The sequence below is a fragment of the Porphyrobacter sp. TH134 genome, assembly GCF_002855495.1.
In the GTDB taxonomy this organism is placed as follows: Bacteria; Pseudomonadota; Alphaproteobacteria; order Sphingomonadales; family Sphingomonadaceae; genus Erythrobacter.
In genome coordinates this window covers 71,961-96,695 of the sequence record NZ_PKRO01000005.1, presented here as the reverse complement: position 1 = coordinate 96,695, position 24,735 = coordinate 71,961, and the positions used below count along the sequence as shown (strand labels likewise).

The following is a 24,735-nucleotide window of genomic DNA, read 5'->3' as shown; positions in this document are numbered from 1 at the left end:
ATTTTGGCGCGCTCTCGCCTAGGCGCGCGGCCGTTCTGGCAATCTTACAGGGATTGCCGAACCTTCGTGCATTCGCATTCGGCGGCACGGAGACGAACGGCCTCTTGCCCTGCCAGCCGGCGCAATGGTGCGACGGAAGCAGTTTAAGACCCCGGAAAAACCGGTGGCCGGTAGCATAACGAACACAGGACTTTACCTGACTATGGCAACTCAGATGCCCACGCGCGCCGATTTCGAGGCGATGCTTAATGAACAACTCGGCGGTGCCGGTGATGATGGCTTCGAAGGCCGCGTCGTCAAGGGAACCGTCACTGCGATCGAAAACGGCTTTGCCGTGATCGACGTCGGCCTCAAGAGCGAAGGCCGCATCTCCCTCAAGGAATTTTCGCGCGGCGAAGACGACCACGGCCTGACCGTCGGCGGCGAAGTCGAAGTGTTCGTGGACCGCGTCGAGAACGCTGACGGCGAAGCCATGCTGTCGCGTGACCGCGCCCGCCGCGAAGCCGCCTGGGACAAGCTCGAAAACGAGTTTGGCGAAGGCAAGCGCGTCGAAGGCCGCATCTTCGGCCGCGTCAAGGGCGGTTTCACCGTCGATCTCGATGGCGCCGTGGCGTTCCTGCCCGGCTCGCAGGTCGATATCCGCCCCGTGCGCGATGTCACCCCGCTGATGGATATTCCGCAGCCGTTCCAGATCCTCAAGATGGACCGTCGCCGCGGCAACATCGTCGTCTCGCGTCGTGCAGTGCTCGAAGAAACCCGCGCCGAACAGCGCAGCGAACTCATCAATGACCTGGTCGAAGGCCAGATCATCGACGGCGTGGTCAAAAACATCACCGATTACGGTGCGTTCGTGGATCTCGGCGGCATCGACGGCCTGCTGCATGTCACTGACATGAGCTACAAGCGCGTCAACCACCCCAGCGAAGTGATCGCCATCGGCGACACCGTGAAGGTGCAGATCGTGCGCATCAACGCCGAAACCCAGCGCATCAGCCTTGGCATGAAGCAGCTGGAAAGCGATCCGTGGGATGGCGTTGCCGCCAAGTATCCGGTCGGCATGAAGCTGTCGGGTCAGGTGACCAACATCACCGAATACGGCGCCTTCGTTGAGCTGGAAGCGGGCATCGAAGGCCTCGTCCACGTCAGCGAAATGAGCTGGACCAAGAAGAACGTCCACCCGGGCAAGATCGTCTCGACCTCGCAGGAAGTCGATGTGATGGTGCTCGAAGTCGACAGCGACAAGCGCCGCATCAGCCTCGGCCTCAAGCAGGCCCAGCGCAATCCCTGGGACGAATTCGCTGAAAAGCACCCGGTCGGCACCGAAGTCGAAGGCGAAGTCAAGAACGCCACCGAATTCGGCCTGTTCATCGGTCTGGACGGCGACGTCGACGGCATGGTCCACATGTCGGACATCGCCTGGGGCATCTCGGGCGAGGACGCGCTGGCGCTTCACCGCAAGGGCGAAATGGTCAAGGCCATCGTGCTCGATGTCGATGTCGACAAGGAGCGCATCAGCCTCGGCATGAAGCAGCTCGAAAAGGGTGCACCTTCGGCTGAAGGCGCCACCAGCGGCGGTGCCCTGCGCAAGAACCAGACCGTCACCGTGACCGTTCTCGAAGTGCGTGACGGCGGGCTGGAAGTGCAGGTTGGCGAAGACGGTGCAACCGGCTTCATCAAGCGCAGCGACCTTGGCCGTGACCGCGACGAACAGCGCCCCGACCGCTTCCAGGTCGGCAGCAAGATCGATGCGATGGTGATCGGTTTCGACCGTTCGAAGAAGCCGAACTTCTCGATCAAGGCGCGTCAGATTTCCGAGGAAAAGGAAGCCGTCGCGCAGTTTGGTTCGTCGGATTCGGGCGCATCGCTCGGCGACATCCTTGGCGCCGCGCTGAAGAAGAGCCAGGACTAACGACACCGATACGCTCGCCCCTTTGCGGACGAGCCATTACGGCAGTCTGAGAGGCCCGCCCGCTCACCAGAGCAGGCGGGCCTTTTCACATCGTGCATCGCAGCGTAAGGTCGCAGGCATGATCCATGTTCACCAGTTCCCGTGCCTTAGTGACAACTACGGCTATCTCATCCACGACACCGACAGCCATGAAACGGTGGCAATCGATACGCCTGACGCGAAGGCCTATCTGCTTGAAGCCGAAATGAAGGGCTGGACGATCACGCAGATCTGGAACACCCACTGGCATCCCGATCACGCGGGCGGCAATGCCGCGATCCAGGAAGCCACCGGCTGCACCATCAGCGGCCCGGCGGAGATCGAGGGCAAGTTCCCGGTCGACCGGATCATTGCCCATGGTGACACCGTGAAACTGGGCGAAACGCAAGCGCAGGTCATCGATGTGTCGGGCCATACCAACGGCCACATCGCGCTCCACTTGCCGTCGGCGGGCATCGCATTCGTAGGCGATTCGGTGTTCGCCCTGGGTTGCGGGCGCATGTTCGAAGGACAGCCGCAGCAGTTCTGGGAAAGCCTCAGCCGCATCAAGACGCTGCCGCCTGAAACCCTGCTGTACTGCGCGCATGAATATACCGCGTCCAACGCAAAGTTCGCGCTGCACGCCGATCCCGACAATGTCGCCTTGCAGGATTACGCCGCCGAAATCGCGGACAAGCGTGCCAAGAACGAATGGACAGTGCCCACGACGCTGCGGCGTGAACTGGCAACCAATCCGTTTCTGCGTGCGGATGATCCGGCGATGATGGCCCGCTGGGGCGGAAGCACGCCGCAGGATACTTTCGCGGCCTTGCGGGCGGCCAAGGACAGTTTCTAAACCGATGCAGGCCCTCAGGGTCGATCGGCTGACGGACGATCTGTCCGGCGTCCAGCTCGTCAATGTGCCAGCCCCGACCCGCGTATCAGGGGAGGTGCTGGTGCGCGTTCGGGCCGCCTCGCTCAACTTTCCCGATCTGCTGATGACCCGCGGCGAATACCAGTTCAAGCCGGAGCCTCCCTTCACTGCGGGTCTCGAATTGGCTGGCGAGGTGCTGGAGGCCGACCCGGCGAGCGGCTTTGCGCCGGGCGATAGAGTCATGGGCGGCAACAAAACCGGGGCCTTCGCCGAGATCGCCAGCGTGCCGGCGGACAAACTTGCCCTGATGCCGCAGGGAATGGATTTCCCTTCCGCCGCAGCGATGGGCGCGGCCTATTCAACCGCCTTTACCGGGCTGGTGGAACTTGGCGCTCTTGACGAAGGGCAGTGGGTGCTGGTGCACGGCGCCAGCGGCGGTGTCGGCCTTGCTGCTTGCGACCTTGCCCGCGCGATGGGCGCGCGGGTGATCGCTACAACCGGCAGCCCGGCCAAGGCGGATCGTATTGCGGCCTTGGTTCGCCCTGACGCGGTGATTGGCACCGCTGGCCGGTTCCGTGAAACCATCGCCGAACTAACCGGCGGCGTGCTGGCCGATATCGTGTTCGATCCCGTCGGCGGCGACGTTTTTGACGAATCGACCCGCTGTGTCGCCTTCGGCGGCAAGCTGATCGTGGTCGGGTTTACAGCGGGGCGAATTGCCGAGGTTTCGACCAATATTCCGCTCATCAAGGGCTTCAGCATCGTCGGTCTGCGTGCCGGAGAATATGCCCGGCGTTTTCCGGAACGCGGGGCCGCGATCAATCAGGCGATCCGCAAGCTTGCCGAAGCGGGCGCCATCGTTCCCGCGATCGACCGCACTTTGCCACTGTCCCGCTGGCGGGAGGGCTTTGACGCGATGGCGCAGCGCCAATTGGTGGGCAAGGTGGTGTTCGTTCCGGGGATGTAATGCGGCAACGAAAAAGGGCGGCCCAACCGGACCGCCCTTTTCTATCGTATCAGAACGCGCGCCCGTCAGAGGGACGCGATCACCACATCAGCAAGCTTCTTGTCGGCCTCACCATCGTGGGCTTTGGCGATAAGCAGCTTGGAGGCCGCCGCAGCAGCGGTCACGGCCTTGGTCTTGACCTCAGCAATCGCCGCACGTTCCGCAGCGGCGATCTTGTCTTCCGCCATCGCTGTACGGCGGGCAACCATCACCTGACTGTCCGCTTCAGCCCGCGCCAGAATGGCATCAGCCTCTTCACGAGCGCCGGCCAGCATGGCTGCGGCATCTTTTTCTGACGCGGCGATTTTGGCTGCATATTCCGCACGCAAGGCTTCCGCCTCGGCGCGCAAGGTCTTGGCTTCGTCAAGCGCCGTGCGGATGGCTGCAATCTTGGCATCCAGCCCGCCTGTGATAATCCCGGGGACCTTCTTCCAGATAAACACTGCGATCAGCACTGCCATTGCCAGTGCGACCCATTGGTACGAATCCAGACCAAGTACGCCGGGTTCGGCGTGACCATCAGCCCCGCTGGCAAGCAGTATCAGCATGTCACCCATGGGCCATTACCTCCTTGACCGCGGCTTGTGCAGCGGCAGGGTCCACCTCGGCTCCGGCAACGCGGGCGACGATGTCGCGCGCGGCATCGGCAGCAACCGTTTCGATTTCAGCCATGGCGCTGATGCGTGCCGCATCGATCGCGCCCTCGGCTTCGGCGAGGCGGCTGTCGAGCCGGGTCTGCGCCTCGGCAAGCTTTGCGCTGCTGGCAGCGGCGGCTTTCGCCTTGGCTTCGCCAATCACGCTTTGGGCGGCGACACGATTGGCGTTTTCACGCTTGCGCCACGCTTCTTCCTCAGCCGTCGCGATATCACGGGCTGCCTGTGCTGCGGCCAGATCGCCAGCGATCTGATTGTCACGCAATTCCACCGTACCCATGATCTTGGGCACCATGCCGAGGCCCACGACCACGAAAGTGAGGCCGAAGAACACCAGCAGCCAGAACACCTGACTGGACAGCGTTGCAGCAATTTGTTCGATCTGAGGCATGACGGGCCTTTGTTACCGGCAGTTCAGGAGCGCGCCGGGCGCAGCGAGGCGATGCCCCACCACGTCCGGCGCGCACGGATCTTAGCGGAAGATCAACAGAACGGCGATGACGAAGGCGAGCAGACCGAGAAGTTCGGCGGCCGCGAAGCCGATGAACAGGCGGCCCTGCTGGCCATCAGCAGCACCCGGATTGCGCAGCGCGCCTTCGAGGAACGAAGCGAAGACGTTGCCCACGCCGAGGGCGGCGAGGCCCGCACCGATCGCCGCGAGACCGGCACCGAGGAGAGCTGCAGCAGTAGCGTCCATGATTGTAAACTCCTTGAGAAAAATCTGGTTGTTATTGAGGGTTGTGAAGAGAGCGTCTCAGCCCTCAGTGAAGGTTTTCCGCGTCGTTGATGTAGAGCGAGGTCAGCAGTGCAAAGACATAGGCCTGAATACCGGCCACCAGAATTTCGAGCGCACTGATCGCAACCATCAGGACAAAGCTGGGCACGCCGACAAGAATGCCCGTCCCGATCCCGCCGCTGCCACCGGCAATGACAAAGCTGGCCAGAACCTTGAGCAAAACGTGCCCTGCCATCATCGCCACAAACAACCGCAATGCGAGGCTGAACGGTCGCACCATGAACGACACAAGTTCAATCAGGCTGATCGGCAGCGCCAGAAATGCCGGCGTGTTCGACGGCCAGAACAGCGAAAAGAAATGCAAGCCATGCTTCCAGAAGCCGACGACCAAGACGATCGAAAAGCTCATGATCGCCAGCACGCCGGTTACGGTGAAGTGACTGGTGAACGTGAAGGCATGCACCCCGGGGATCAGACCGACCGGCACCAGGCCGAGCAGGTTCCCGAACAGGATGAACATGAAAAGCGTGAAGATATAAGGCACGTACTTGCGACCAGCCTTGCCAACATTGGCTTCCAGCAGATCATCGATGAAGCCGGTCATCGTTTCGACCGCCATCTGCCAGCGCCCCGGCACCAGTGCGCGCTTCATGCCGCCGGCGACAAACACCCAGACGAGCACGGCGGTCAACGCCATCCATAACGCTGAATTGGTAAAGGCGATGCTCAACCCGTCGGCCAGCTGCCAATCGGACCCAAGCAAGGGCTCGATCGTGAACTGCTTCATCGGATCGACCTTGCCGGCCTCGGCTGCTTCCAAGTTTTGCACAGCTTGGGCCGCGCTGGCTTCCGCTGCCATGATGCCTTCTTCGGCTGCCACGATCAAAAGATCCCTAAATGTTTCACATGAAACGCGCCCCAAGCCGGGCCTCGCAGGGGTCAAGCCGGGGTCTAACCCTCGCTGTCTTGCCTCTGATCCGGCTCTGCGGGACGCGTATTCGCCGCAAGAATAAGCTTCCTGAAAGCCGACACTGTTCCAAGGAACAGCCCTGCCAACAGACCCCAGGGCGCGATGTCAAACAATGCGTCAACCGCAAATCCGATCACCAGGCCGCCGATCACCCCACCCAAAAGGCTGGCCAAGGCCCGGTCGCCGCTGCGGTAATTCGCATCGGAACCTTTAACCTGTGGCCGGTTACGCTGGTCTTCACGCTCGCGTGCAGCCCTGAGCCGCGCTTCGAGCGCGTCAATCCGCGCATCCTCTTGAATAGGCGCTCGGGCGGGTTTCTCGTCGCTCATACCGTGGTCCTGCAAACGAACATCAAGGCACGCGTGATAAGGCACCCGCCGTGGGCGCCGCCCCCTTAGAAGGGGGGCTTATCAGTGTCAACATCGAGCCATACGAGTTTTGTGCAACTGCACAAATCACGGACAGCGCGGATCGCGTTGCGGGGCGGCGCTGGTGCGGGTTTGCCAGCTGCCATCGGGCGCGCGATATTTTTCGCCCGGTGTCGTGCGGGCAATGGCCTGGCACCCGGCGGTCAGCGCATAGGCTTCAAGGGTGGCGTTGTTTTCCTTGGCCTTGTCGGCATAGATCGCACGGCGTTTGATATTGATGTCGTTGACCAGATCCTGAAGCGCACCGTTCCCAGCGCCGACGATGCCGAGGTATCCGTCAGCCTGCTCGCCCACCTGGCCTTCGGCACGGGCCTTGGCATAGGCAGGGTCGCGCTGCTGCGCCAGCGCAGGGGCCGCCAGAGCGCCGAGCATCGCCAGTGCGGCAAGGCCGGCATAAAGGGAATCGCGCATCATCATTCCTCCTTGACGGACAACGCGGATCAGAAAATGTCCGCGTTCTCGTCGATGGTGTTGGCCGCGTCCTCCGCCAGCCGGTAGATTACTTCCTGCCGGATATTGATGTTGAGCTCGATCACGATCGGGTCTTCGGGCGCGGCGATGTTGATACAACCGCCCAGCCCTGCCGACAGGATCGCAGCTCCGGCCATCAATGCCCGGCGCATGCCATTATTGTCCCGCCCCATCGGTGCTGCCCTTTCCCCGTTATCCTGACCGGATGTGGCAGCGCGCTGCAGCGCGGTCAATTTCTGGTGCGTCATGGCTGATCGTCGCTTTCGGAAGGTTGAACAGGTTTGCCGCCCGGCACCAGACGGCCGTTCTCTTGGCGGAACAGCCCCACGTCCTGCGGGTTGCGGATAAAGTCGGCGTTCCAAAAGGATCGCACCATGGTTGCCAGTTCGAAAAAGTTTTCGGACCGGACATTCACCTTGAAGCGGATCGGCAGTTTGGCCAGCCGCCGGGTGACGAAGTTCTGACTGGTGCCGGCGCCCTGCCGCACCCCGTCAAAATCGAAGCTGGTGATGATCTCGCCATCCAGCTGCCCGCCCAGCCCCACACGCATCTGGCGGTAATCGAGCGAGCGTAGCGCTTCGAAGGCATAGTTGCCCATCGTGCCCAGATCTTCGTAAGTCAGCTCGCCGATATAGGCGACATTGCCGCCGCCTTCGCGCGCGGTCAGGACGCCGCCTGCAATCCGCCCGCGCCCGCTGGCATCGAAAACGATCGGCACGGTGCCATCAAACACCCCGGTGGCGCTGAGGTTGGTCAATTCCATCTGGGCGACGAACTGCGCGGCATCCAGCCCGTTGATATCAAAGATGTAGCGGCGTTCTTCGGGCTGGCTGAAATCCATTACCAGCGGGCGCATCACCAGCGTTCCGCCCATAAACGGGAAACGCGCGTCCTTCAGGCTGAGGCGCACCGCATCCTTCAGGTCAAACCTTACCGTGCCCGCCAAGACCTCGACCCCGGGATTGATCGCAGCGATGTTGAGCGTCTGATCGGGCGCAGTGGTCAGATTGATGAGATCGGTAAAGACCACCTTGCCGGCAAGCCCGCGCACCGGGCCAAAAGCGGCGGCAAAATCAAAACGGTCAGAACCGAAGGTGCCGCCACTGGTGACGCTGTCGCCGCGCCAGTCCACGCGCCCTTCCCCCGTGATAGTGCCATCGGCAAAGGCGATGACGCCCTTGGCCAGCGGGGTCAGTTCATCGGGCTGCAACGCCTTGTCGAAGAGCAGTCCGGGTACGCTCAGCCGGGCAGACCCTGCGGCGGTATCGAGATCGTGCCTGATCGTGACCGCAGCGACCGCGCGGCCCGATGGCTGATGACGCAGCGTGGCGTCGGCTGTGATCCGGTTGTCGGCCAGTATCAAACTGGCACCTTGCGCGACGAGCGGGACGAACCGCGCCGTGCCTTGTGCCGGACGGTCTGACAGAACGAACGTGCCGCCATCGAGCCGCAGGGCGCCATCGGTAAAGGCCCAGCTACCGGTCACGCCATCAAGATCGAGCGGAACCGCTGCCAATCGCGCCGAACCGCCCGCAAACGCGCCTGCCACCGCGCCGCCCAGCGTCCCGGTGAGGTTGGCTGCGGCAAGGCGCACTTCGCTGCTGCCGCTGCCGATCCGCGCGGCGAGGTTCTGGATCGCAAAGGGCTGCGGGTAGCGCAGCACCACACTGCTGGCTGATAGTTGGGCCGGGTTCTCACCGATTCGGCCCGTCAGATCGAGCGGCCCGGTGCGCGCGGCAAACGTCAGATTGTCGCGATAGGCCAGGAGGGGGGCTTGCCCGTCCGGGCACAGATTGACCGAGCGCCCCTCCAGCGCCAGGCCTGATAGCGCCAGTTTGGCAAAGCCGATCGCCGTGCAGCGGGTACCCGCGGCAAGGCCGCGCGTCTGCGACCACGTGCCCTCCAGCGGCACGGTAAGATCACTCACATTGCCGCCGGGCAGATCGCCGCTGGCAGTGACAAGCCCGTCAAAGGCAAAAGCGCCTGTCGGCAAACCGCGCAAGACCAGACGCGGGATCGCCAGCCGGTTGGCGCCCGCCGCATAATCCGCCATGGCAGCTCGCAGCGTCCAGCCGCCGCCCGCAGCCTGTTCGATCCGCCCGTTGATGCTGGGCAAGCCCGCCCCGCCCGCCAGCAGATTGCCGCCAAGCCCCGCAAGCCCTGCATCGCTGAACCGGGCACTGATCCGCGACAGCGCCAACACCCGTGTGCCAGAGCGGGTGGCAAGGCTGGCTTCGGGCATGTTGAGCGAAGCTGCGCTGCCCTTGTGGCGCACAGTCGCATCGGCGCGCAGGCTGGCGCCCATCAAGGCGCGATCAAAGCTGATGCGCGCCTTGCTCAGCAGCGGGGCGAGCAGCGTGCCCTCCAGCCCGCGGACGCCTGTGCCAAGGCTGGCGGTGAAACCGGCCGCGGGGGCCAATCCGGCGGCGCGCAGGGTGCCGTCCCACTGGCCGCTGCTGACATCGGCCGCACCGCTCCAGCTGCCTTCGGCAGTGAGCCTGGCAAACCGGGCCTGCGGCACGGCAACATCGGCCACGGTAAGGTCATGGTTCAGCGCAAGGCGGCCCGGCGACCAGCCGATCCGGGCAGTCCCCGATACTGCGGCGCCTGACAGGTTGGCAAAGCTGGCGCGCTCGCCTGCCAGCCTGACATCGGCATCGGCGGCGGCAAAATCGGGCGCCACACTGATCTGCGTGCCAATGTCGGCCCGGGCAAGGCGCGCTGTGCCGCAGACAAGATCGGTCAGCCGCAGCGGACCGGCCAATTCCGGCGCGCCGTTCCGGCTGGTCAGCTGGCCGTAAAGGGTCGCCGTGTCAGCGCGGCAGCCCGGTGTCCCGATGCCGGGCGCCGTGGCCGCCAGCGTTCCGGCAAAGCCATCATCCAAGCGCCCGGCCCCGTCGAGCTTGACGCCCACCCGCCCATAATCGGTGATAATCAGCGCACGCGCATCACGCAGCGCCACGTTGAGCGCAGGCAGCGCGGGCGGCTCGTCAGAACCGGTGAAAACCAGCGGATCCAGTGCGCCTAGGCTGAAGGTGCCGCCGCGAACAGCTGCAAACAGCCTTGCGCCTTCCACCTCGATGCGGCGCACTTCAGGCCCCGCCCAGCCCACACCCATTTCGATCACGATGCGCCTGACCGTCAGATCAGGCCGCGCAGGATCGCCGATGACGAGATTTTCGATGACCTGCACCTGGGGCGTCAGCGCGGAAATATCGTAAGTGGCCGCGACGCCCGCTTCGGCAAGGTAGCCGTCAATCACATCACCCGCGATTCGCTCACGGCTGACCCATGCGACCGAACCACCCAGCAGCGCAGCCGCGCTCAGCCCGAGCGCGATACGGGTGCGCCAGCGCCGCGGCCAAAGCTGCCGCTTGCGGCCCTGCTGCGGCCCTAGTCTATCCTGCTCGTCCGGCACCGGCATTGTTCCTGCCCCTTGCGCGCATCATCGTCCAAAGGCAATGAGGCAACAGAAGCACCGCTTCTCCGGAGGGTCGCATTGCCGGAAGCTGAAGACAGTTTCGATTTTCTCGATGGAGCCGTGCCCGATTTCGACGCGGGCAAAGCAGCGGGCGACGGGCACCGTGCGCGCCTGCGCCAGCGGCTGCTGACCGGCGGGGCCGAAGCGCTGGCCGATTACGAGGTGCTGGAATATCTCCTGTTCGCCGCGATCCCGCGCGGCAATACCAAGCCGATTGCCAAAGCGCTGCTGGCCCAGTTCGGCAGCCTTGCAGGCGTGCTCAATGCCGATCCCAAGGCCTTGCAGCGGGTCAAGGGCGTGGGCGAAAACAGCGCTGCGTCATTAAAGGCGGTCGCCCTCGCCGCCCGCAGAATGGCGCGGGCCGAGATCATCGGCAAGCCCGTACTGGGCAGCTGGCAGGCGCTGATCGACTACCTCACCACGGATATGGCGCACCTGACGGTGGAGCGCGTGCGGGTGCTGTACCTTGATACCAAGAACCGGCTGATCGACGATCATCACGTCGGCGACGGTTCGATAGATGAAGCCGCGATCCACCCGCGCGAGGTGATCCGCCGGGCGATGGACGTGGGCGCCAGCGCCATGATCCTTGTCCACAACCACCCCTCAGGCTCGCCCGAACCCAGCCGCGCCGACATCCAGATTACGCAGCGCATCGCCGAAGCAGGCCGCCACATGGGGGTGACCGTCCACGATCATGTCATCATCGGACGCGAGGGTCATACATCGCTGCGCGCCAAGGGACTTATCTAGCACTCTTGCCATCCGCGCCCGCGCCGCCTAGCCCGCGCCGCATATTGACCCTTCATTCCCCCACACTCTCGCTGGAGCCGCCCGATGGTCCCCCGCTATGCCCGCCCCGCCATGACCGCCCTGTGGGAGCCGGAGGCGAAATATCGCATCTGGTTTGAAATCGAGGCGCACGCTACGCAGAAACTGGCTGATCTGGGCGTAGTGCCGCAGTCGGCGGCGAAGGCGCTGTGGGACTGGTGGGCGACCAACCCGGCCATCGATGTTGCCGCCATCGACGCGATCGAAGCCGTCACCAAGCATGATGTGATCGCCTTTCTTGACTGGGTGGCGCAGCAAGTGGGCGAGGAAGCGCGCTTCATGCATCAGGGCATGACCAGCTCTGACGTGCTCGACACGACGCTGTCGGTGCAGCTGGCGCAGGCGAGCGACATTCTGCTCGCCGATCTGGATGCGCTGCTCACCGCCATCAAGACCCGCGCCGAAGAACACAAATACACCCCGACGATTGGCCGCAGCCACGGCATCCATGCCGAGCCGGTGACGTTCGGCCTCAAGCTGGCGCAGGCCTATGCGGAATTTGACCGCTGCCGCACGCGGCTGGTGGCAGCACGGGCGGAAATCGCGACCTGCGCGATCAGCGGCGCGGTGGGCACCTTTGCCAATGTCGATCCGGCTGTGGAAGACTATGTCGCCCAGCAGCTGGGTCTGGCGGTGGAGCCGGTTTCCACCCAGGTCATCCCGCGCGATCGCCACGCCATGTATTTCGCCACGCTCGGCGTGATCGCCAGCAGCATTGAGCGCCTCGCCACCGAAATCCGCCACCTGCAACGCACCGAAGTGCTGGAGGCTGAGGAGTATTTCTCCCCCGGCCAGAAGGGATCGAGCGCGATGCCGCACAAGCGCAACCCGATCCTGACGGAAAACCTGACCGGCCTTGCGCGGCTGGTGCGGTCTGCTGTCACCCCGGCGCTGGAAAATGTCGCGCTGTGGCATGAACGCGATATCTCGCATTCTTCGGTTGAACGCTTCATCGGGCCGGATGCGACCATCACCCTCGATTTCGCGCTCGCCCGGCTGACGGGCGTGGTCGACAAGCTGTTGGTCTATCCCGAACGCATGGCCAAGAACATGAACCGCATGGGCGGGCTGATCCACTCGCAGCGGGTGTTGCTGGCGCTGACGCAGGCCGGCCTGACGCGCGATGATTCCTATCGCCTTGTCCAACGCAATGCGATGAAGGTGTGGGAGGCCGACGGGGCGCTCAATCTGCTCGATCTGCTTAAAGCCGATGCCGATGTGACGGCGCGGCTTTCGGAAGACCAGCTCGATCAGCTGTTCGATCTCGGATACCACCTCAAGCACGTCGACACGATCTTCGCGCGGGTGTTTGGCTGACCGCAGCGACGCTGGACTTGGGGCGTGATTGGCTTAGGTTCGCAAGCGTAACAGGGCAACGAACGAGGCACTGCTGGTGAAAATCCTGCGCACTATTCTCTGGGTTCTTTTGGCCTTCGGCTTCTTGATCTTTGCGATCTATAACTGGCAGCCGGTCGAACTGATGCTCTGGCAAAATCTGGTGTTGGAAACCAAGGTGCCGGTGCTGGCAGTGGCGGCCTTTGCGGCGGGCTTTTTGCCGATGTGGGCGCTGCACCGCAGTGTCATCTGGAGCATGAGCCGCCGTATCCGGACACTGGAAAACTCGCTTAAGAGCGCGGCGCTTTCGCGGGAACGCGAGGCGGAGCGGCCCGTGATGACCGCCGATCCGGCAGCAGGGGAAAAGCCTGTGGACAAGTCCGGCAAAAGCGGAAGCGAAGCCGCCGATCCGCTGGGGCCGACAGATGGCGGAATGGATGGAGGCAGCGGCAAGTGAGCAATCCGGTCTATCTCGCGCTTGATGTGCCCAGCCTTGAACCTGCCAAGGCGCTGGTCAGCAAGGTCCGCGCGCATATTGGCGGTGTGAAACTCGGCCTGGAATTCTTCTGCGCCCACGGCGCGCACGGCGTGCATGAAATCGCCCATCTGGGCCTGCCGATCTTCCTTGATCTGAAGTTCCACGACATTCCCAACACCGTCGCCTCGGCGATGCAGGCCATCCATGTTTATGAGCCAGCCATCGTGACCGTCCACGCCAGCGGCGGACGCGCGATGATGGAGGATGCCAAGGCGGCCGCCGCCGATGGCTGCAAGGTCGTGGCGGTCACCATGCTCACCAGCATGGACGCGGGCGATCTCACCGCCACCGGAGTCTATGGCAGCGCCGAAACGCAGGTCATGCGCCTTGCCGAACTGGCCCATGCGGCAGGATTGGATGGCATCGTGTGCTCCGGGCAGGAGGTCGGCATGGTGCGCAAGGCGTGGAAGGACGGCTATTTTGTGGTTCCCGGCCTGCGCCCGGCAGGCGGCGGCACTGGCGATCAGAAGCGCGTGGTAACGCCGCGTCAGGCGCGCGATAACGGTGCGAGCGTCCTGGTTATCGGCCGCCCCATCAGCCGTGCCGAAGATCCGGCAGCCGCCGCGCGGGCGATTGAGGCGACGCTTTAGGCGCTCTTGTGGCGGACACAGCCACCCCCAACCTCCCCTCGCGTAATTTCGCGGCATCGGCGGCATTCTATGCGGCGCTCGGCTTCCGCGAGGACTTCCGCTCGGACGGGTGGATGATCCTTTCGCGCGGGGATGTGACGCTGGAGTTCTTTCCCTATCCTGACCTTGACCCTTACACGTCATCCTTCAGCTGCTGCATCCGCCTCGATGATCTGGACGCGATGATGCGGCAGGTAGAGGCCAGCAGCGTCCCGGATGCACGCGTCGGCATCCCGCGTTATCACCCGGCCGCGCCGGATCCGAGCGGACTGACGATCGGCTATCTGATCGACCCCGATGGCACCTTGCTGCGCCTGATCCAGAACGACTGAACCTTTCCCCTCGTCACCCTGAACTTGTTTCAGGGTCCATTTCTGCTTACGCGCGAACAGCTCGTTCCGGCACGATGGATGCTGAAACGCGTTCAGCATGACGAAAATGGACTTGTGAACGAGATAACCATCACCACCGCCCCCGCAGACGCGCCTGCGCTCAAGGCCCTGCTCGAAGCCGCCTATCGCGGCGATTCGGCGCGGCAGGGGTGGAACCATGAGGCGGATATCCTCGATGATGAACGCATCGCGCCGGGCGAGCTGGAGGCGATGCTGGCTGATCCGGCGGTGACGATCCTGACCGCGCGGGACGGCGAGCGACTGATCGGCTGCGTTGCCGTGACCCGCAAGGACGCCAGCCTTGCCTATCTCGGGATGCTGTGCGTGCTGCCAACGTTGCAATCCTCCGGGCTTGGCCGCAAGCTGCTCGACGCCGCCGAAGACCTCGCCCGCACCGAAGGGATGGCGGCGATGGAGATGACGGTGATCGACAGCCGTGACAGTCTGATCGCGTGGTACGAACGGCGCGGATACCTCCGCACCGGTGAGACCCGCCCCTTCCCCGTCCCGCGCGATCCGCCGGTGACCTTCGTGGTGCTGGAAAAGCCGCTCGGCCCGGCGTAAGGGCGCGCGATGCCGAGCGCTCTTGTCAAAATCTGCGGGCTTTCCACCCCTGAAACCCTCGCCGCCGCGGTGCAGGCGGGGGCGGATTATATCGGCCTCGTCCATTTCGAGAAGAGCCCGCGCCACTTGTCACTGGCCGAGGCGGCGCGGCTGCGCGGCCTGGTGCCGCCGCAAGTCAAGGTCGTGCTGCTGGTGGTCAACCTTTCGCCCGCGATGCTCGCCGAGGCAGTGCGTGAAGTGCGGCCCGATGTGGTGCAATTCCACGGGGCCGAAACGCCCGAAACCCTTGCCCGCTTCCGCGCCGCAGCCCGGATCGCAGCATGGCGGGCGCTGGGCGTGCGGGGCGCAGATTCGCTCGCGGACGCCGCCCGTTTCCATGGCGCGGCAGACCGCCTGCTGTTCGATGCCCCCGCCAGCGGGTTGCCCGGCGGCAATGGTACGCGCTTTGATTGGGATTTGCTGAAGGCTTACAAGGCGCCAACCCCCTGGGGCCTCGCGGGCGGTCTAACCTCTGCCAATGTCGCCGAGGCGATCAGGCTGACCGGCGCGCCGCTGGTTGACACGTCCTCGGGCGTTGAAAGCGCACCGGGGATCAAGGACGTGGACAAAATCGCCGCCTTCTGCAAAGCGGCAAGGCTATGAACACGCACCTCAACTCCTTCCGCACCCAGCCCGATGATCGCGGCCATTTCGGCCAGTTTGGCGGGCGCTATGTCGCTGAAACGCTGATGCCGCTGGTGCTCGATCTTGAGCGCGAATACCGCAAGGCGCAGGCCGATCCGGCATTCCAGGCGGAATTCGACGACCTGTTGGAGCATTACGTCGGCCGTCCCAGCCCGCTCTATTTCGCCCCGCGCATCACGGAAGAGCTTGGCGGCGCGCAGGTGTGGTTCAAACGCGACGAACTCAATCACACTGGCGCGCACAAGATCAACAATTGCATCGGCCAGATCCTGCTCGCGATGCGCATGGGCAAGACCCGCATCATCGCCGAAACCGGCGCGGGCCAGCACGGGGTCGCGACCGCCACAGTCTGCGCGCGTTTCGGCCTGCCTTGCGTGATCTACATGGGCGCCGAGGACGTGAAGCGGCAGGCACCCAACGTCTTCCGCATGAAGCTGCTGGGCGCCGAGGTCATCCCCGTCACCAGCGGCGGCGCGACGCTGAAGGACGCGATGAACGAGGGCCTGCGCGACTGGGTCGCCAATGTCCACGACACTTTCTACATCATCGGCACCGCGGCCGGGCCGCACCCCTATCCTGAGATGGTGCGCAACTTCCAGAGCGTGATCGGCAAGGAAGCCCGCGCGCAGATGCTCAGCCGCACGGGCCGCCTGCCCGATCTGCTGGTCGCCTGCATCGGCGGCGGGTCGAACGCGCTGGGGCTGTTCCATCCGTTCCTCGATGATCCGAGCGTCAAGATGCTCGGCGTCGAAGCGGCGGGGCATGGTCTGGATGGCGACGAGCACGCTGCAAGCCTGCTTGGCGGCACCCCCGGCGTGCTCCACGGCAACCGCACCTATCTGTTACAGGACGAGGACGGCCAAATCACCGAGGGCCATTCGATCAGCGCGGGCCTCGATTACCCCGGCATCGGGCCGGAGCACGCGTGGCTGAAGGAATCAGGCCGCGTCGATTACACCGCCGTCACCGATGACGAGGCGCTGGAAGGCTTCCAGCTGCTCTGCCGCTCCGAGGGGATCATTCCCGCGCTGGAGCCTTCACACGCCATCGCCGCCGTGGCTAAGGTCGCGCCGACCATGCCCAAGGACAGCATCGTACTGATGAATCTGTGCGGGCGCGGCGACAAGGACATCTTCACCGTCGCTGAGAAGCTTGGTGTGGAGCTTTGAGGCCCACACTGCTCCCCGTTTTCCCGGGCGCCGGGTCGAAGCGTTGAGGCGCCGCTCCGGCCAACGGCAGAAGATCCTGCCGATGGCGGGACATGAAGAAGGCTTCTTCGTCCGCAACCTTGCCCGGTTTGTGCGCGGTTGGAGCCTGGACAGGGCGAAGATCGCATTCGTGATCAGCACCCCGATTTACACCTGCGTCGTCCTCTACACGCACGTCTTCGAATGGCCGGTATCGCTTGCCGAAGGTGCCTCATTTGTTGCAGGGGCATCGACGCTGACTTCGGTCATCGCGTTCTTTTCCAAACATGTGCCGGAATTCAACTTTGACTGATCGCCTCTCAGCCACATTCTCAGCCCCCCGCCCCGCGCTCGTCTGCTTCATCACCGCAGGCGATGGCGACACTGCGGCCAATCTCGATGCGCTGGTGGAAGCCGGGGCGGATGTGATCGAATTGGGCATGCCCTTCACCGATCCGATGGCCGATGGCCCCGCGATCCAGAGCGCCAATCTGCGCTCGCTGGGCGCTGGCACGACTACGGCGGACGTGCTGCGCTACGCGACCGACTTCCGCGCCCGCCACCCCAATGTGCCGCTGGTGCTGATGGGCTATGCCAACCCGATGGTGCGGCGTGGTCCCGAGTGGTTTGCCGAGGCCGCCGCCGCCGCTGGCGTTGACGGTGTCATCTGCGTCGACATTCCGCCCGAGGAAGACGATGCGCTCGGCCCGGCCTTGCGCGCCAAGGGCATCGCCCCGATCCGCCTCGCTACCCCCACCACCGACGCCGCGCGCCTGCCGCAGGTGCTCGCCGGGTCGGAAGGGTTCCTCTACTACGTCTCGGTGGCCGGGATCACCGGCAAGCAGCAGGCCGTGCAGGCCAGCATCGAGGAAGCCGTGGCCCGGCTCAAGCAATCGACCGATCTGCCCATCGCCGTCGGCTTTGGCGTGCGCACCCCCGGGCAGGCCGCCGCCATCGCCAAGGTCGCAGATGGCGTCGTCGTCGGCTCGGCGCTGGTGGAAATCTGCGGCGAATATGGCGCTGCGGCTCCGACCAAGCTAAGGGAATTGACTTCCGCCCTCGCCCACGCGGTCCACACCGCCCGTCAGGAGCAGCCTGCATGAACTGGTTCAACCGCGTCCGCAATTCGCTGGGTTTCTCGTCAGCGCAGAAGACCACAACCGAAAAGGACCTGTGGATCAAGTGCCCTTCGTGCCAGGAAATGCTGTTCGTGCAGGAGTATGAGGCCAACCTCAGCGTCTGCCCGAAATGCGAACACCATGGCCGGATTGGCGCCGATGCGCGCCTCGCCCTGCTGCTCGATCCGGGCTTTGACGTGCTGCCGTTGCCACGCGTGACCGAAGACCCGCTGAGCTTCAAGGACACCAAGAAATACACCGACCGGCTGAAGGCCGCGCGCGCTGCCAATCCGCATGAGGATGCTTTCGTGGTCGGCTCCGGCTTTATCGAAACGCGCCCCGCTGTGGTCGGCGTGCAGGATTTCAGCTTCATGGGCGGCTCGATGGGCATGGCCGTGGGGCAGGCCTTTTGCGAAGGTGCGCAGAAGGCGCTGGATCGCGGCTGCGCCTATGTCGTCGTCACGGCAGCGGGCGGCGCACGGATGCAGGAGGGGATCTTGTCCCTGATGCAGATGCCGCGTGCGACGGTGATGACCCGGCGGCTGAAGCAGGCCGGACTGCCCTATATCGTGGTGCTGTCCGATCCTACCACGGGCGGCGTGACCGCGAGTTACGCAATGCTCGGCGATATCCACATTGCCGAACCCGGCGCGCTGATCGGCTTTGCGGGCCAGCGCGTTATTCAGGACACGATCCGCGAACAGCTGCCCGAAGGCTTCCAGCGCGCCGAATACCTCCACAAGCACGGCATGGTCGACATGGTCGTGCCCCGCCGCGATCTCAAGGCGACGCTGGGTCAGGTGCTGGATTATCTCACTCCGGTGAAGGCGGCGTAACGCCTCATGCGCGACTTCGGTCGGTCCGACGACCCGCGCGTTCAGGCCCAGCTTGATCGCCTCGCCGCGCTGAGCCTGCCGCAGGGGCGGCTGGGGCTGGAGACGATCAGCGCACTGATGGAGCGGCTGGGCAATCCGCATCGCAAGCTGCCGCCCGTCTTTCATGTCGCAGGGACCAACGGCAAGGGATCGACCTGCGCCTTCCTGCGCGCCATGCTGGAGGCAGAGGGCTACAAGGTTCACGTCACCACCAGTCCGCATCTGGTGCGCTATAACGAGCGCATCCGGCTGGCGGGTGAGTTGATTTCCGACACGGCGCTTGCCGAGGTGCTGGCCGAAGTGCTGGATGCAGGCGAAGACCTCGGCCCCAGCTTCTTCGAAGTCACCATCGCCGCCGCGTTCCTCGCCTTCGCGCGCACGCCAGCCGATGCCTGCGTGGTGGAAGTCGGCATGGGCGGGCGCTTCGATGCGACCAATGTGCTGGAGCCCGAGGCGCTAGCGGCGTGCGGAATTGCGGCGCTGGGCCTCGATCACGAACGGTTTCTGCTCGCACCAGAGGACGGCGTGCCGCAAGAGCCGATGGCGCGCATCGCGTTCGAGAAGGCGGGGATCGCCAAAGGCGGCGTGCCGCTGGTGACGTTGACCTATCGCCCCGAATCTAACCGCGAAGTGATCGCCGCGGCGACCCGCGCAGGCGCGACCCTGATCATGCGGGGTGATGTGTGGGATTGTCGCCCGGGGCCGATGCTGACCTATCGTGACGCCGCGGGCACTTTTTCGCTCCCGCCCCCGGCGCTGGCCGGGGCACATCAAGCCGACAACGCCGGGCTCGCGCTGGCTATGCTGCGGCATCAGACGCAGATTGAAGTCAGTCCTGAAGCGATGGCGCAAGGGTTGATGGATGCGCGGTGGCCAGCGCGAATGCAGCAACTGTCACCGGGCCCGCTGACGGGGACACGCACAGTGTGGCTCGATGGCGGGCACAACCCTCAGGCGGGGGGCATGCTCGGGGCGCATTTCGCGGGCCAGCGCCTGCATCTGGTCATCGGGATGATCGAGGGCAAAGATCCAGCCTCGCTGACCAATCCGCTCGCCCCGATGCTCGCCAGCATCACCGCCGTGCCGGTGCCGGGGCATGACTGGTATCCCGCAGAAGCCTTCGGCCCGAACGCCCGCCCCGCTCCCGATGTGACCGCAGCGATGGCGATGATCCCTGACGATGGCTTACCCATCCTGATCGCAGGCTCGCTCTACCTCGCAGGCGAGGTCTTGCGGTTGAACGGCGAGCTGCCGGACTAACCGCCCTCACCCTCACCCCGCGCCGTCCCCGCTGTCCCGATCGACGCATCGATCAGCCCCGCGCGCATCATCAGCCAGAACAGCACGATCCCTGGCAGCGCGGCGGCGGTGGTGAACAGATAGAAGTTCACATAGCCGAAGCTCTCGACCAGCGCGCCCGCGGTCGTCCCCGTCAGCACCCGTCCGACAATGCTCGCCGCCGCCGAGATCAGCGCATATTGCGAGGCGGTGAAGCGTAGGTCCGTGAGCGCGGCGAAGTATGCCACCACCGTCACGCCGCCAATGCCGCTGGCGATGTTCTCGAACAGGAAGGTAGCGGCGAGGCCAGCGTTGGTCTTGTCCACCGCTGCCAGCAGCGCAAAGCTGAAGTTCGACACGCCCATCAGCACCAGGCTCAGCAGCACCGACCGTTTCATGCCCAGCCGCGAATACAGCACCCCGCCAACAAAGATCCCGATCAGGAAAGCCCAGAAGCCAACGCCGACATCGTAAAGCGCGATCTCGTCATTGGTGTAACCCTTGTCGTCGAGCAAGAGGCGGACAGTGAGGTTCGCCAGCGTGTCGCCAATCTTGTGCAGCAGAATGAACAGCAGCACCAGCAGCGCGCCCTTGCGCATAAAGAACTCGGTGAAAGGACCGTAGACCGCGCGCAATGCCTCACCGATGCCTTTGGCGCGTTCCGGGATGCGGCGCCGCGCAGGCTCTCCCAATACCAGCGCCGTCAGCATCGCGGGAAGCGCGAAGCTGGCGCAGGCGATGTAGGCCAGCTCCCAGCCAACCCGCGCTGCCAGCACCAGCGCCAACGCGCCCGCCGCGGCCGATCCAATCCGCCAGCCATATTGGGTCATCCCCGATCCGACGCCCAGCTGTTCAGGCTTGAGCGTCTCGATCCGGTAGGCGTCGATCACAATGTCGAAGGTCGCGCCCGCAATGCCGACAAGGATTGCCGAAGTCGCCACCCAGCCGATATTCGCCGCCGGATCGACAGCGGCCAGATTGACCACGGCAGCAATCACCAGCACGCCAACGAACAGCATCCAGGAAACGCGCTGCCCCAGCCGCCCGATCACCGGCAGGCGCACGCCGTCGATCATCCAGGCCCACAGGAACTTGAGGTTATAGGCGAGAAACACCAGCGTGAAGGCGGTGACGGTCTTCTTGTCGATCCCGTCCTGCGCCAATCGGCTGGTCAGCGTCGCGCCGATCAGCGCATAGGGAAAGCCCGAGGAAACGCCGAGGAAGAAGGCCGCCAGCGATTCCTTTTCAAGATAGGGCTTGAGCGCGCCCGCCCAATCGCGCTTCGTGGTGGCCCCGATCTCGTTCATGCAAGCAGTCCTTTTGCTCAATCCCAATGTCTGGCACACTCAGCACGGACGAGAGGATGAGAAAAGAGCGATGAACGCCGCAACAACAGATATGCGCACTTTGCGCCCAACGGCGGGCCAATTGGCGCTGGCCGAAGCGATCCGCAGCGGGGTTGGCAAGGTGGCGGGCGGGATCCAGACTGTGCCCGCGAGCAATTACACCTGTGCCGATCACTTCGCGGCGGAAAAAGCGGCGCTGTTTGACCGCTTGCCGCAGGTGATCGCGCCTTCCGCGCTGTTGCCGGAGCCCGGCATGGCGGTGCCTCATGACGTCACGGGTCGCCCCTTGCTGATCACCCGCGACAACGACGGCGCGGTGCACGTGTTCCTCAACGTCTGCCGGCACCGGGGCACGCGGCTGGTCGAAGGCGGCGAGGCGGTCTGCGCCAAGCGGCTGGTGTGCCCCTATCATGCCTGGACCTACCGGCTGGATGGCGGGTTGCTCGCCCTGCCCCGGCCCGAAACCTTCCCCGGCCTCGACAAGGCGGATTACGGCCTGGTGGAATTGCCCAGCATTGAAGCGGGCGGGCTCATCTGGTTTGCGCCGATTGACGGTGCCGATTTCAGCGATGCGCGGGTCTTGGGCGACGATCTCGACGCCTTCGGTCTGGCAGGCTCGCACCTGTTCCGGCGCAGGACGCACCGGGTAGCGGGCAACTGGAAGCTGATTATGGATGCTTTCCTTGAAAGCTATCATGTCACCCGCCTGCATGCTGCCACCATCGGGCCATTCTTCAAGGACGGGATCACGGCCGGCGACCAGATCGGGCCGCACCAGCGATCAGCCGTGGGGCGGCTGGAAGAGATGGAAACCATCGACCTCACCGACATGGCGCAGCTGCGACGGGTGGTGACCTTTGCCTATCAGCTGCTCCCGGCGACGATCATCGTCCCCAGCCCCGATTACGTGAACGTGATGGTGCTCATGCCGCAAGCCGCTGACTGCACGCTGGTAGAAGACTTCATGCTGATCCCCGAGGCGCCCGCGACCGACAAAGCGCTCGCGCATTGGGAAAAGAGCTGGAACCTGCTGGATGGCGGGGTCTTTGCTGGCGAGGATTTCCGCGCCGCGGAGTTGGGCCAGCAGGGGCTTTCCTCCGGAGCGGTTAGCCACATCACGCTCGGGACACTGGAAGGCGGAATCGCGCGGTTCGACCAGATCGTGGCGGAGGCCTTGCAGGCAGCTGTGTGAGGCGCATTATCGCCGGTCGCATTTGCTGAAGAAATGCTCTAGGCGCAGCGCCCATGCCGACCCTGCCCCCCCGCTCCGAAACCCGCCCCGAGGGCGACCGTATCGCCAAACTGCTCGCCCGCGCGGGCGTTGCCAGCCGCCGCGAGATCGAGCGGATGATTGCCGAAAGGCGTGTGGCGTTGGATGGCACGGTGCTCGATACACCGGCGACCATCCTCTCCAGCCTCAAGGGCGTGACGGTGGACGGCAACCCCGTCGCCGCTGCCGAGGCCACCCGGTTGTTCGCCTTTCACAAGCCCACGGGGCTGATCACCGCTGAACGCGACCCGGCGGGCCGCCCGACGATCTACACCGCGCTGCGCAATGCCCTGCCCAAGGATACGCCGCGGCTGATGCCGGTCGGGCGGCTGGATTTGAACACCGAAGGCCTTCTGCTGCTTACCAATGACGGCGGGTTGAAGCGCACGCTCGAACTGCCCGCGACCAAGATACCGCGCACTTACCGCGCCCGGGCCTTTGGCGCGGTGACGCAAGGCCAGCTGGAAGATCTGATGGACGGGGTCGAGATCGAAGGCGTGCGGTATGGATCGATCGACGCCAATCTCGAACGCTCTGCCGGGCGCAACCTGTGGATCGAAATGACGATCACCGAAGGCAAGAACCGCGAAGTGCGCAATGTGCTCGAATATCTGGGTCTTCAGGTCAACCGCCTGATCCGCACCGGTTATGGGCCGTTCAACCTTGGCGATCTCCCGCGGGGCCAGGCGGTCGAGCTGACCGGCAAGCCGGTGGCGCATTTCCTGTCGGAAATGACCGGCACCCCGATCCCGCGCGGCGGCGTGAAAAAGGCAGACAAGGTGGTGATCGAAGCCCCTGCTAAGGCACCGCGCCCGCCGCGTCCTCCGGCCCGTAAAGGCCCGTCCTCGCGGCCTGCTCCGCGCAAGGACGCCAATGCCGAAACCTTCCCGCGCAAGAATGCGGACCCTGCAAAAAGCGGTCAGCGCCGCAGCCCGGCCGCTGGGCCTGCGCTTGGGCCTGCCCCGCGCAAAGGCGCCGAAACCCTGACCAACGCCCCGCGCAAGGGGCATGACGGTCCCCGCCCGCCGCGGTCCGGTGCAGGCACGCGCAAGCGCCCCGCCCCGACCCGCAACAACCCATCGCGAGGCCCCCGCAAATGAGGATCATCGCAGGCGAATGGCGCGGCCGCAGGCTTGCCGCGCCCAAGGGCGAAGGCACGCGGCCCACCGCGGACCGTGCCCGCGAGACGCTGTTTGCCATGCTCACCAGCCGGCTCGGTGATTTTGAAGGTTTGCAGGTCGCTGATCTGTTCGCCGGATCAGGCGCGCTCGGGCTCGAAGCCCTGTCGCGCGGCGCGGCGCACTGCCTGTTTGTCGAGCAGGACCGGGCGGCGGTGGATGTGATCCGCGCCAATGTCGCAACACTTGGCGCACAGGCCCGCTCGCGGGTCGAGGTCGGTTCGGTCATGCAACTGCGGGCGGCACCGCGCCCGCTCGATCTGATCCTCGCCGATCCGCCCTATCTGTCAGGCGCTGGCGAGGTCGCATTGGACCGCTTGTTGCGGTTGGGGTGGATCGGCCCGGAGACGTGGATTGCGGTCGAGACCAGCTTCAAGGAAGACGTGGCTATCAAAGGCCTTGAACGCGAAGCGGAACGCCGGGTCGGCAAAGGCAAGCTCAGCTTGTTGCGGCTGGCTGCCGATGATGCCGACCCGGCTCCCCCCGAAGGGATCGCTTAGCCCTGCGAGGGCGCAGCAGACGATTCGATCTGCGCCCAGGTCGATTCGCGCTGCTCTTCGGGCATCTGGCTCAGGGTCACCTTGTCGCTGTCCGACAGCGACCAGAACATCTGCTGGCGCTCTTCAGTCAGCGACCAGTAATAGGCCTGAGTTTCGGCCGGCCATGCCTTGAAGGCATCCTGCTTGTCGGCCGGAAGGCTTGCGAGCCGCGGGTCTTCAGCAGTGGCTTCAGCAGCGGGGGCCGCCGCTTCGGTGGTGGCTTCGGGCATGGCCTGATCCTGTGCCGCAGCCATCGCAGGGGTCAGGGCCACAGTCATGGCGGCACCAGCAAGAGCGAACTTATTCAGATACTTGTGCATGGGTAACTCCATCTATGATTGTCCCAAACACGACGAACACTAATTCTCGTCCAGCGGCTCAGTCCCTGTTGGCCGGACACACGTGATAATGGTTCTCACGCCAAA

The 24,735-nt window shown here is 64.5% G+C and carries 28 protein-coding genes; 18 read left to right on the top strand and 10 right to left on the bottom strand.

The window, feature by feature from the left end; genetic code table 11:
* Positions 1 to 202: 202 nt before the first annotated feature.
* The 3 genes from rpsA (at position 203) to C0V72_RS03975 (ending at position 3,768) form a co-directional block, all read left to right on the top strand.
* Positions 203 to 1,909: a 30S ribosomal protein S1 gene (rpsA, locus tag C0V72_RS03985; RefSeq protein ID WP_101791927.1), complete on the top strand. Its 1,707-nt coding sequence runs from the start codon at positions 203 to 205 to the stop codon at positions 1,907 to 1,909.
* Between the two features lie 118 nt (positions 1,910 to 2,027).
* Positions 2,028 to 2,783, top strand: coding sequence for a hydroxyacylglutathione hydrolase (gene gloB / locus C0V72_RS03980; RefSeq protein ID WP_101791926.1), 756 nt, complete (start codon positions 2,028 to 2,030; stop codon positions 2,781 to 2,783).
* Between the two features lie 4 nt (positions 2,784 to 2,787).
* Positions 2,788 to 3,768: an NADPH:quinone oxidoreductase family protein gene (locus C0V72_RS03975; protein ID WP_101791925.1), complete on the top strand. Its 981-nt coding sequence runs from the start codon at positions 2,788 to 2,790 to the stop codon at positions 3,766 to 3,768.
* A 65-nt stretch (positions 3,769 to 3,833) separates the two neighbouring features.
* On the opposite strand, the gene C0V72_RS03970 is transcribed toward C0V72_RS03975, so the two are convergent.
* From C0V72_RS03970 to C0V72_RS03935, 8 genes are all read right to left on the bottom strand, one after another.
* The gene (locus tag C0V72_RS03970; RefSeq protein ID WP_101791924.1) at positions 3,834 to 4,364 is read right to left on the bottom strand and encodes a F0F1 ATP synthase subunit B family protein; all 531 of its coding nucleotides are present in this window, start codon (positions 4,362 to 4,364) and stop codon (positions 3,834 to 3,836) included.
* Positions 4,357 to 4,851: a F0F1 ATP synthase subunit B family protein gene (locus tag C0V72_RS03965; RefSeq protein WP_101791923.1), complete on the bottom strand. Its 495-nt coding sequence runs from the start codon at positions 4,849 to 4,851 to the stop codon at positions 4,357 to 4,359. The genes C0V72_RS03970 and C0V72_RS03965 overlap by 8 nt, the downstream gene beginning before the upstream one ends.
* An 81-nt stretch (positions 4,852 to 4,932) precedes the next feature.
* Positions 4,933 to 5,157, bottom strand: a complete 225-nt coding sequence (locus C0V72_RS03960) for a F0F1 ATP synthase subunit C (RefSeq protein ID WP_054118254.1) — start codon at positions 5,155 to 5,157, stop codon at positions 4,933 to 4,935.
* A 64-nt stretch (positions 5,158 to 5,221) separates the two neighbouring features.
* Complete coding sequence (locus C0V72_RS03955; protein ID WP_101791977.1) at positions 5,222 to 6,055, bottom strand: F0F1 ATP synthase subunit A; 834 nt, start codon at positions 6,053 to 6,055, stop codon at positions 5,222 to 5,224.
* Positions 6,056 to 6,147: 92 nt separating this feature from the next.
* Entirely contained in the window at positions 6,148 to 6,495 is a 348-nt protein-coding gene (locus tag C0V72_RS03950; protein WP_101791922.1) for an AtpZ/AtpI family protein, read from the bottom strand.
* A 126-nt stretch (positions 6,496 to 6,621) separates the two neighbouring features.
* Entirely contained in the window at positions 6,622 to 7,008 is a 387-nt protein-coding gene (locus tag C0V72_RS03945) for a YdbL family protein (protein WP_101791976.1), read from the bottom strand.
* A gap of 26 nt (positions 7,009 to 7,034) precedes the next feature.
* Positions 7,035 to 7,313 carry a YnbE family lipoprotein gene (locus C0V72_RS16560; protein WP_233999768.1) on the bottom strand — a complete coding sequence of 93 codons (279 nt, stop codon included), beginning with the start codon at positions 7,311 to 7,313 and terminating at the stop codon, positions 7,035 to 7,037.
* Positions 7,310 to 10,489: an intermembrane phospholipid transport protein YdbH family protein gene (locus C0V72_RS03935; RefSeq protein WP_101791921.1), complete on the bottom strand. Its 3,180-nt coding sequence runs from the start codon at positions 10,487 to 10,489 to the stop codon at positions 7,310 to 7,312. Before C0V72_RS03935 ends, C0V72_RS16560 begins: the two co-directional genes overlap by 4 nt.
* 75 nt (positions 10,490 to 10,564) lie before the next feature.
* Between C0V72_RS03935 and radC the strand changes: the two genes are divergently transcribed.
* From radC to C0V72_RS03875, 12 genes are all read left to right on the top strand, one after another.
* Positions 10,565 to 11,299 (top strand): RadC family protein, encoded by a 735-nt coding sequence (gene radC / locus C0V72_RS03930; protein ID WP_101791920.1) that lies wholly within the window; start codon positions 10,565 to 10,567, stop codon positions 11,297 to 11,299.
* 84 nt (positions 11,300 to 11,383) lie between these two features.
* Positions 11,384 to 12,694: an adenylosuccinate lyase gene (gene purB, locus C0V72_RS03925; protein WP_101791919.1), complete on the top strand. Its 1,311-nt coding sequence runs from the start codon at positions 11,384 to 11,386 to the stop codon at positions 12,692 to 12,694.
* Between the two features lie 76 nt (positions 12,695 to 12,770).
* Entirely contained in the window at positions 12,771 to 13,169 is a 399-nt protein-coding gene (locus C0V72_RS03920) for a DUF1049 domain-containing protein (protein ID WP_101791918.1), read from the top strand.
* Entirely contained in the window at positions 13,166 to 13,840 is a 675-nt protein-coding gene (gene pyrF / locus C0V72_RS03915; protein ID WP_101791917.1) for an orotidine-5'-phosphate decarboxylase, read from the top strand. Before C0V72_RS03920 ends, pyrF begins: the two co-directional genes overlap by 4 nt.
* Before the next feature lie 8 nt (positions 13,841 to 13,848).
* Positions 13,849 to 14,211 carry a bleomycin resistance protein gene (locus C0V72_RS03910; RefSeq protein ID WP_101791916.1) on the top strand — a complete coding sequence of 121 codons (363 nt, stop codon included), beginning with the start codon at positions 13,849 to 13,851 and terminating at the stop codon, positions 14,209 to 14,211.
* A gap of 114 nt (positions 14,212 to 14,325) precedes the next feature.
* Entirely contained in the window at positions 14,326 to 14,835 is a 510-nt protein-coding gene (locus C0V72_RS03905) for a GNAT family N-acetyltransferase (RefSeq protein ID WP_233999767.1), read from the top strand.
* A gap of 9 nt (positions 14,836 to 14,844) precedes the next feature.
* Entirely contained in the window at positions 14,845 to 15,477 is a 633-nt protein-coding gene (locus C0V72_RS03900; RefSeq protein ID WP_101791914.1) for a phosphoribosylanthranilate isomerase, read from the top strand.
* Positions 15,474 to 16,688, top strand: coding sequence for a tryptophan synthase subunit beta (gene trpB / locus C0V72_RS03895; RefSeq protein WP_101791913.1), 1,215 nt, complete (start codon positions 15,474 to 15,476; stop codon positions 16,686 to 16,688). Before C0V72_RS03900 ends, trpB begins: the two co-directional genes overlap by 4 nt.
* Positions 16,675 to 17,019, top strand: coding sequence for a hypothetical protein (locus C0V72_RS03890; protein ID WP_143704522.1), 345 nt, complete (start codon positions 16,675 to 16,677; stop codon positions 17,017 to 17,019). The genes trpB and C0V72_RS03890 overlap by 14 nt, the downstream gene beginning before the upstream one ends.
* Complete coding sequence (gene trpA / locus C0V72_RS03885) at positions 17,012 to 17,809, top strand: tryptophan synthase subunit alpha (protein WP_233999766.1); 798 nt, start codon at positions 17,012 to 17,014, stop codon at positions 17,807 to 17,809. Before C0V72_RS03890 ends, trpA begins: the two co-directional genes overlap by 8 nt.
* Entirely contained in the window at positions 17,806 to 18,660 is an 855-nt protein-coding gene (gene accD, locus C0V72_RS03880) for an acetyl-CoA carboxylase, carboxyltransferase subunit beta (RefSeq protein WP_101791910.1), read from the top strand. The genes trpA and accD overlap by 4 nt, the downstream gene beginning before the upstream one ends.
* Positions 18,661 to 18,666: 6 nt before the next feature.
* Positions 18,667 to 19,959 carry a bifunctional folylpolyglutamate synthase/dihydrofolate synthase gene (locus C0V72_RS03875; protein WP_101791909.1) on the top strand — a complete coding sequence of 431 codons (1,293 nt, stop codon included), beginning with the start codon at positions 18,667 to 18,669 and terminating at the stop codon, positions 19,957 to 19,959.
* On the opposite strand, the gene C0V72_RS03870 is transcribed toward C0V72_RS03875, so the two are convergent.
* Positions 19,956 to 21,284, bottom strand: coding sequence for an AmpG family muropeptide MFS transporter (locus C0V72_RS03870; RefSeq protein ID WP_101791908.1), 1,329 nt, complete (start codon positions 21,282 to 21,284; stop codon positions 19,956 to 19,958). The genes C0V72_RS03875 and C0V72_RS03870 overlap by 4 nt on opposite strands.
* A 70-nt stretch (positions 21,285 to 21,354) precedes the next feature.
* On the opposite strand from C0V72_RS03870, the gene C0V72_RS03865 reads away from it, so the two are divergent.
* The 3 genes from C0V72_RS03865 to rsmD are packed head-to-tail and all read left to right on the top strand — an operon-like array spanning position 21,355 to position 24,271.
* Positions 21,355 to 22,515, top strand: coding sequence for an aromatic ring-hydroxylating oxygenase subunit alpha (locus C0V72_RS03865; protein ID WP_101791907.1), 1,161 nt, complete (start codon positions 21,355 to 21,357; stop codon positions 22,513 to 22,515).
* Positions 22,516 to 22,568: 53 nt separating this feature from the next.
* Complete coding sequence (locus tag C0V72_RS03860; protein ID WP_101791906.1) at positions 22,569 to 23,693, top strand: pseudouridine synthase; 1,125 nt, start codon at positions 22,569 to 22,571, stop codon at positions 23,691 to 23,693.
* Positions 23,690 to 24,271, top strand: a complete 582-nt coding sequence (gene rsmD / locus C0V72_RS03855; protein ID WP_101791905.1) for a 16S rRNA (guanine(966)-N(2))-methyltransferase RsmD — start codon at positions 23,690 to 23,692, stop codon at positions 24,269 to 24,271. The genes C0V72_RS03860 and rsmD overlap by 4 nt, the downstream gene beginning before the upstream one ends.
* Here the strand turns inward: rsmD and C0V72_RS03850 are convergent.
* Positions 24,268 to 24,630 carry a hypothetical protein gene (locus tag C0V72_RS03850; RefSeq protein ID WP_101791904.1) on the bottom strand — a complete coding sequence of 121 codons (363 nt, stop codon included), beginning with the start codon at positions 24,628 to 24,630 and terminating at the stop codon, positions 24,268 to 24,270. The two genes, rsmD and C0V72_RS03850, sit on opposite strands and share 4 nt — an antisense overlap.
* Positions 24,631 to 24,735 lie beyond the last annotated feature (105 nt).

Bases quoted from the DNA above. Each gene is read 5' to 3' on its own strand.
- C0V72_RS03875 (WP_101791909.1), top strand. From the start codon at position 18,667: ATGCGCGACTTCGGTCGGTCCGACGACCCGCGCGTTCAGGCCCAGCTT.
- C0V72_RS03870 (WP_101791908.1), bottom strand. From the start codon at position 21,284: ATGAACGAGATCGGGGCCACCACGAAGCGCGATTGGGCGGGCGCGCTC.
- C0V72_RS03935 (WP_101791921.1), bottom strand. From the start codon at position 10,489: ATGCCGGTGCCGGACGAGCAGGATAGACTAGGGCCGCAGCAGGGCCGC.
- purB (WP_101791919.1), top strand. From the start codon at position 11,384: ATGGTCCCCCGCTATGCCCGCCCCGCCATGACCGCCCTGTGGGAGCCG.
- rsmD (WP_101791905.1), top strand. From the start codon at position 23,690: ATGAGGATCATCGCAGGCGAATGGCGCGGCCGCAGGCTTGCCGCGCCC.
- C0V72_RS03970 (WP_101791924.1), bottom strand. From the start codon at position 4,364: ATGGGTGACATGCTGATACTGCTTGCCAGCGGGGCTGATGGTCACGCC.
- C0V72_RS03850 (WP_101791904.1), bottom strand. From the start codon at position 24,630: ATGCACAAGTATCTGAATAAGTTCGCTCTTGCTGGTGCCGCCATGACT.
- C0V72_RS03945 (WP_101791976.1), bottom strand. From the start codon at position 7,008: ATGATGCGCGATTCCCTTTATGCCGGCCTTGCCGCACTGGCGATGCTC.
- rpsA (WP_101791927.1), top strand. From the start codon at position 203: ATGGCAACTCAGATGCCCACGCGCGCCGATTTCGAGGCGATGCTTAAT.
- trpB (WP_101791913.1), top strand. From the start codon at position 15,474: ATGAACACGCACCTCAACTCCTTCCGCACCCAGCCCGATGATCGCGGC.
- C0V72_RS03860 (WP_101791906.1), top strand. From the start codon at position 22,569: ATGCCGACCCTGCCCCCCCGCTCCGAAACCCGCCCCGAGGGCGACCGT.
- C0V72_RS16560 (WP_233999768.1), bottom strand. From the start codon at position 7,313: ATGACGCACCAGAAATTGACCGCGCTGCAGCGCGCTGCCACATCCGGT.
- C0V72_RS03960 (WP_054118254.1), bottom strand. From the start codon at position 5,157: ATGGACGCTACTGCTGCAGCTCTCCTCGGTGCCGGTCTCGCGGCGATC.
- C0V72_RS03865 (WP_101791907.1), top strand. From the start codon at position 21,355: ATGAACGCCGCAACAACAGATATGCGCACTTTGCGCCCAACGGCGGGC.
- C0V72_RS03975 (WP_101791925.1), top strand. From the start codon at position 2,788: ATGCAGGCCCTCAGGGTCGATCGGCTGACGGACGATCTGTCCGGCGTC.
- gloB (WP_101791926.1), top strand. From the start codon at position 2,028: ATGATCCATGTTCACCAGTTCCCGTGCCTTAGTGACAACTACGGCTAT.
- C0V72_RS03955 (WP_101791977.1), bottom strand. From the start codon at position 6,055: ATGGCAGCGGAAGCCAGCGCGGCCCAAGCTGTGCAAAACTTGGAAGCA.
- C0V72_RS03950 (WP_101791922.1), bottom strand. From the start codon at position 6,495: ATGAGCGACGAGAAACCCGCCCGAGCGCCTATTCAAGAGGATGCGCGG.
- accD (WP_101791910.1), top strand. From the start codon at position 17,806: ATGAACTGGTTCAACCGCGTCCGCAATTCGCTGGGTTTCTCGTCAGCG.
- C0V72_RS03965 (WP_101791923.1), bottom strand. From the start codon at position 4,851: ATGCCTCAGATCGAACAAATTGCTGCAACGCTGTCCAGTCAGGTGTTC.
- C0V72_RS03900 (WP_101791914.1), top strand. From the start codon at position 14,845: ATGCCGAGCGCTCTTGTCAAAATCTGCGGGCTTTCCACCCCTGAAACC.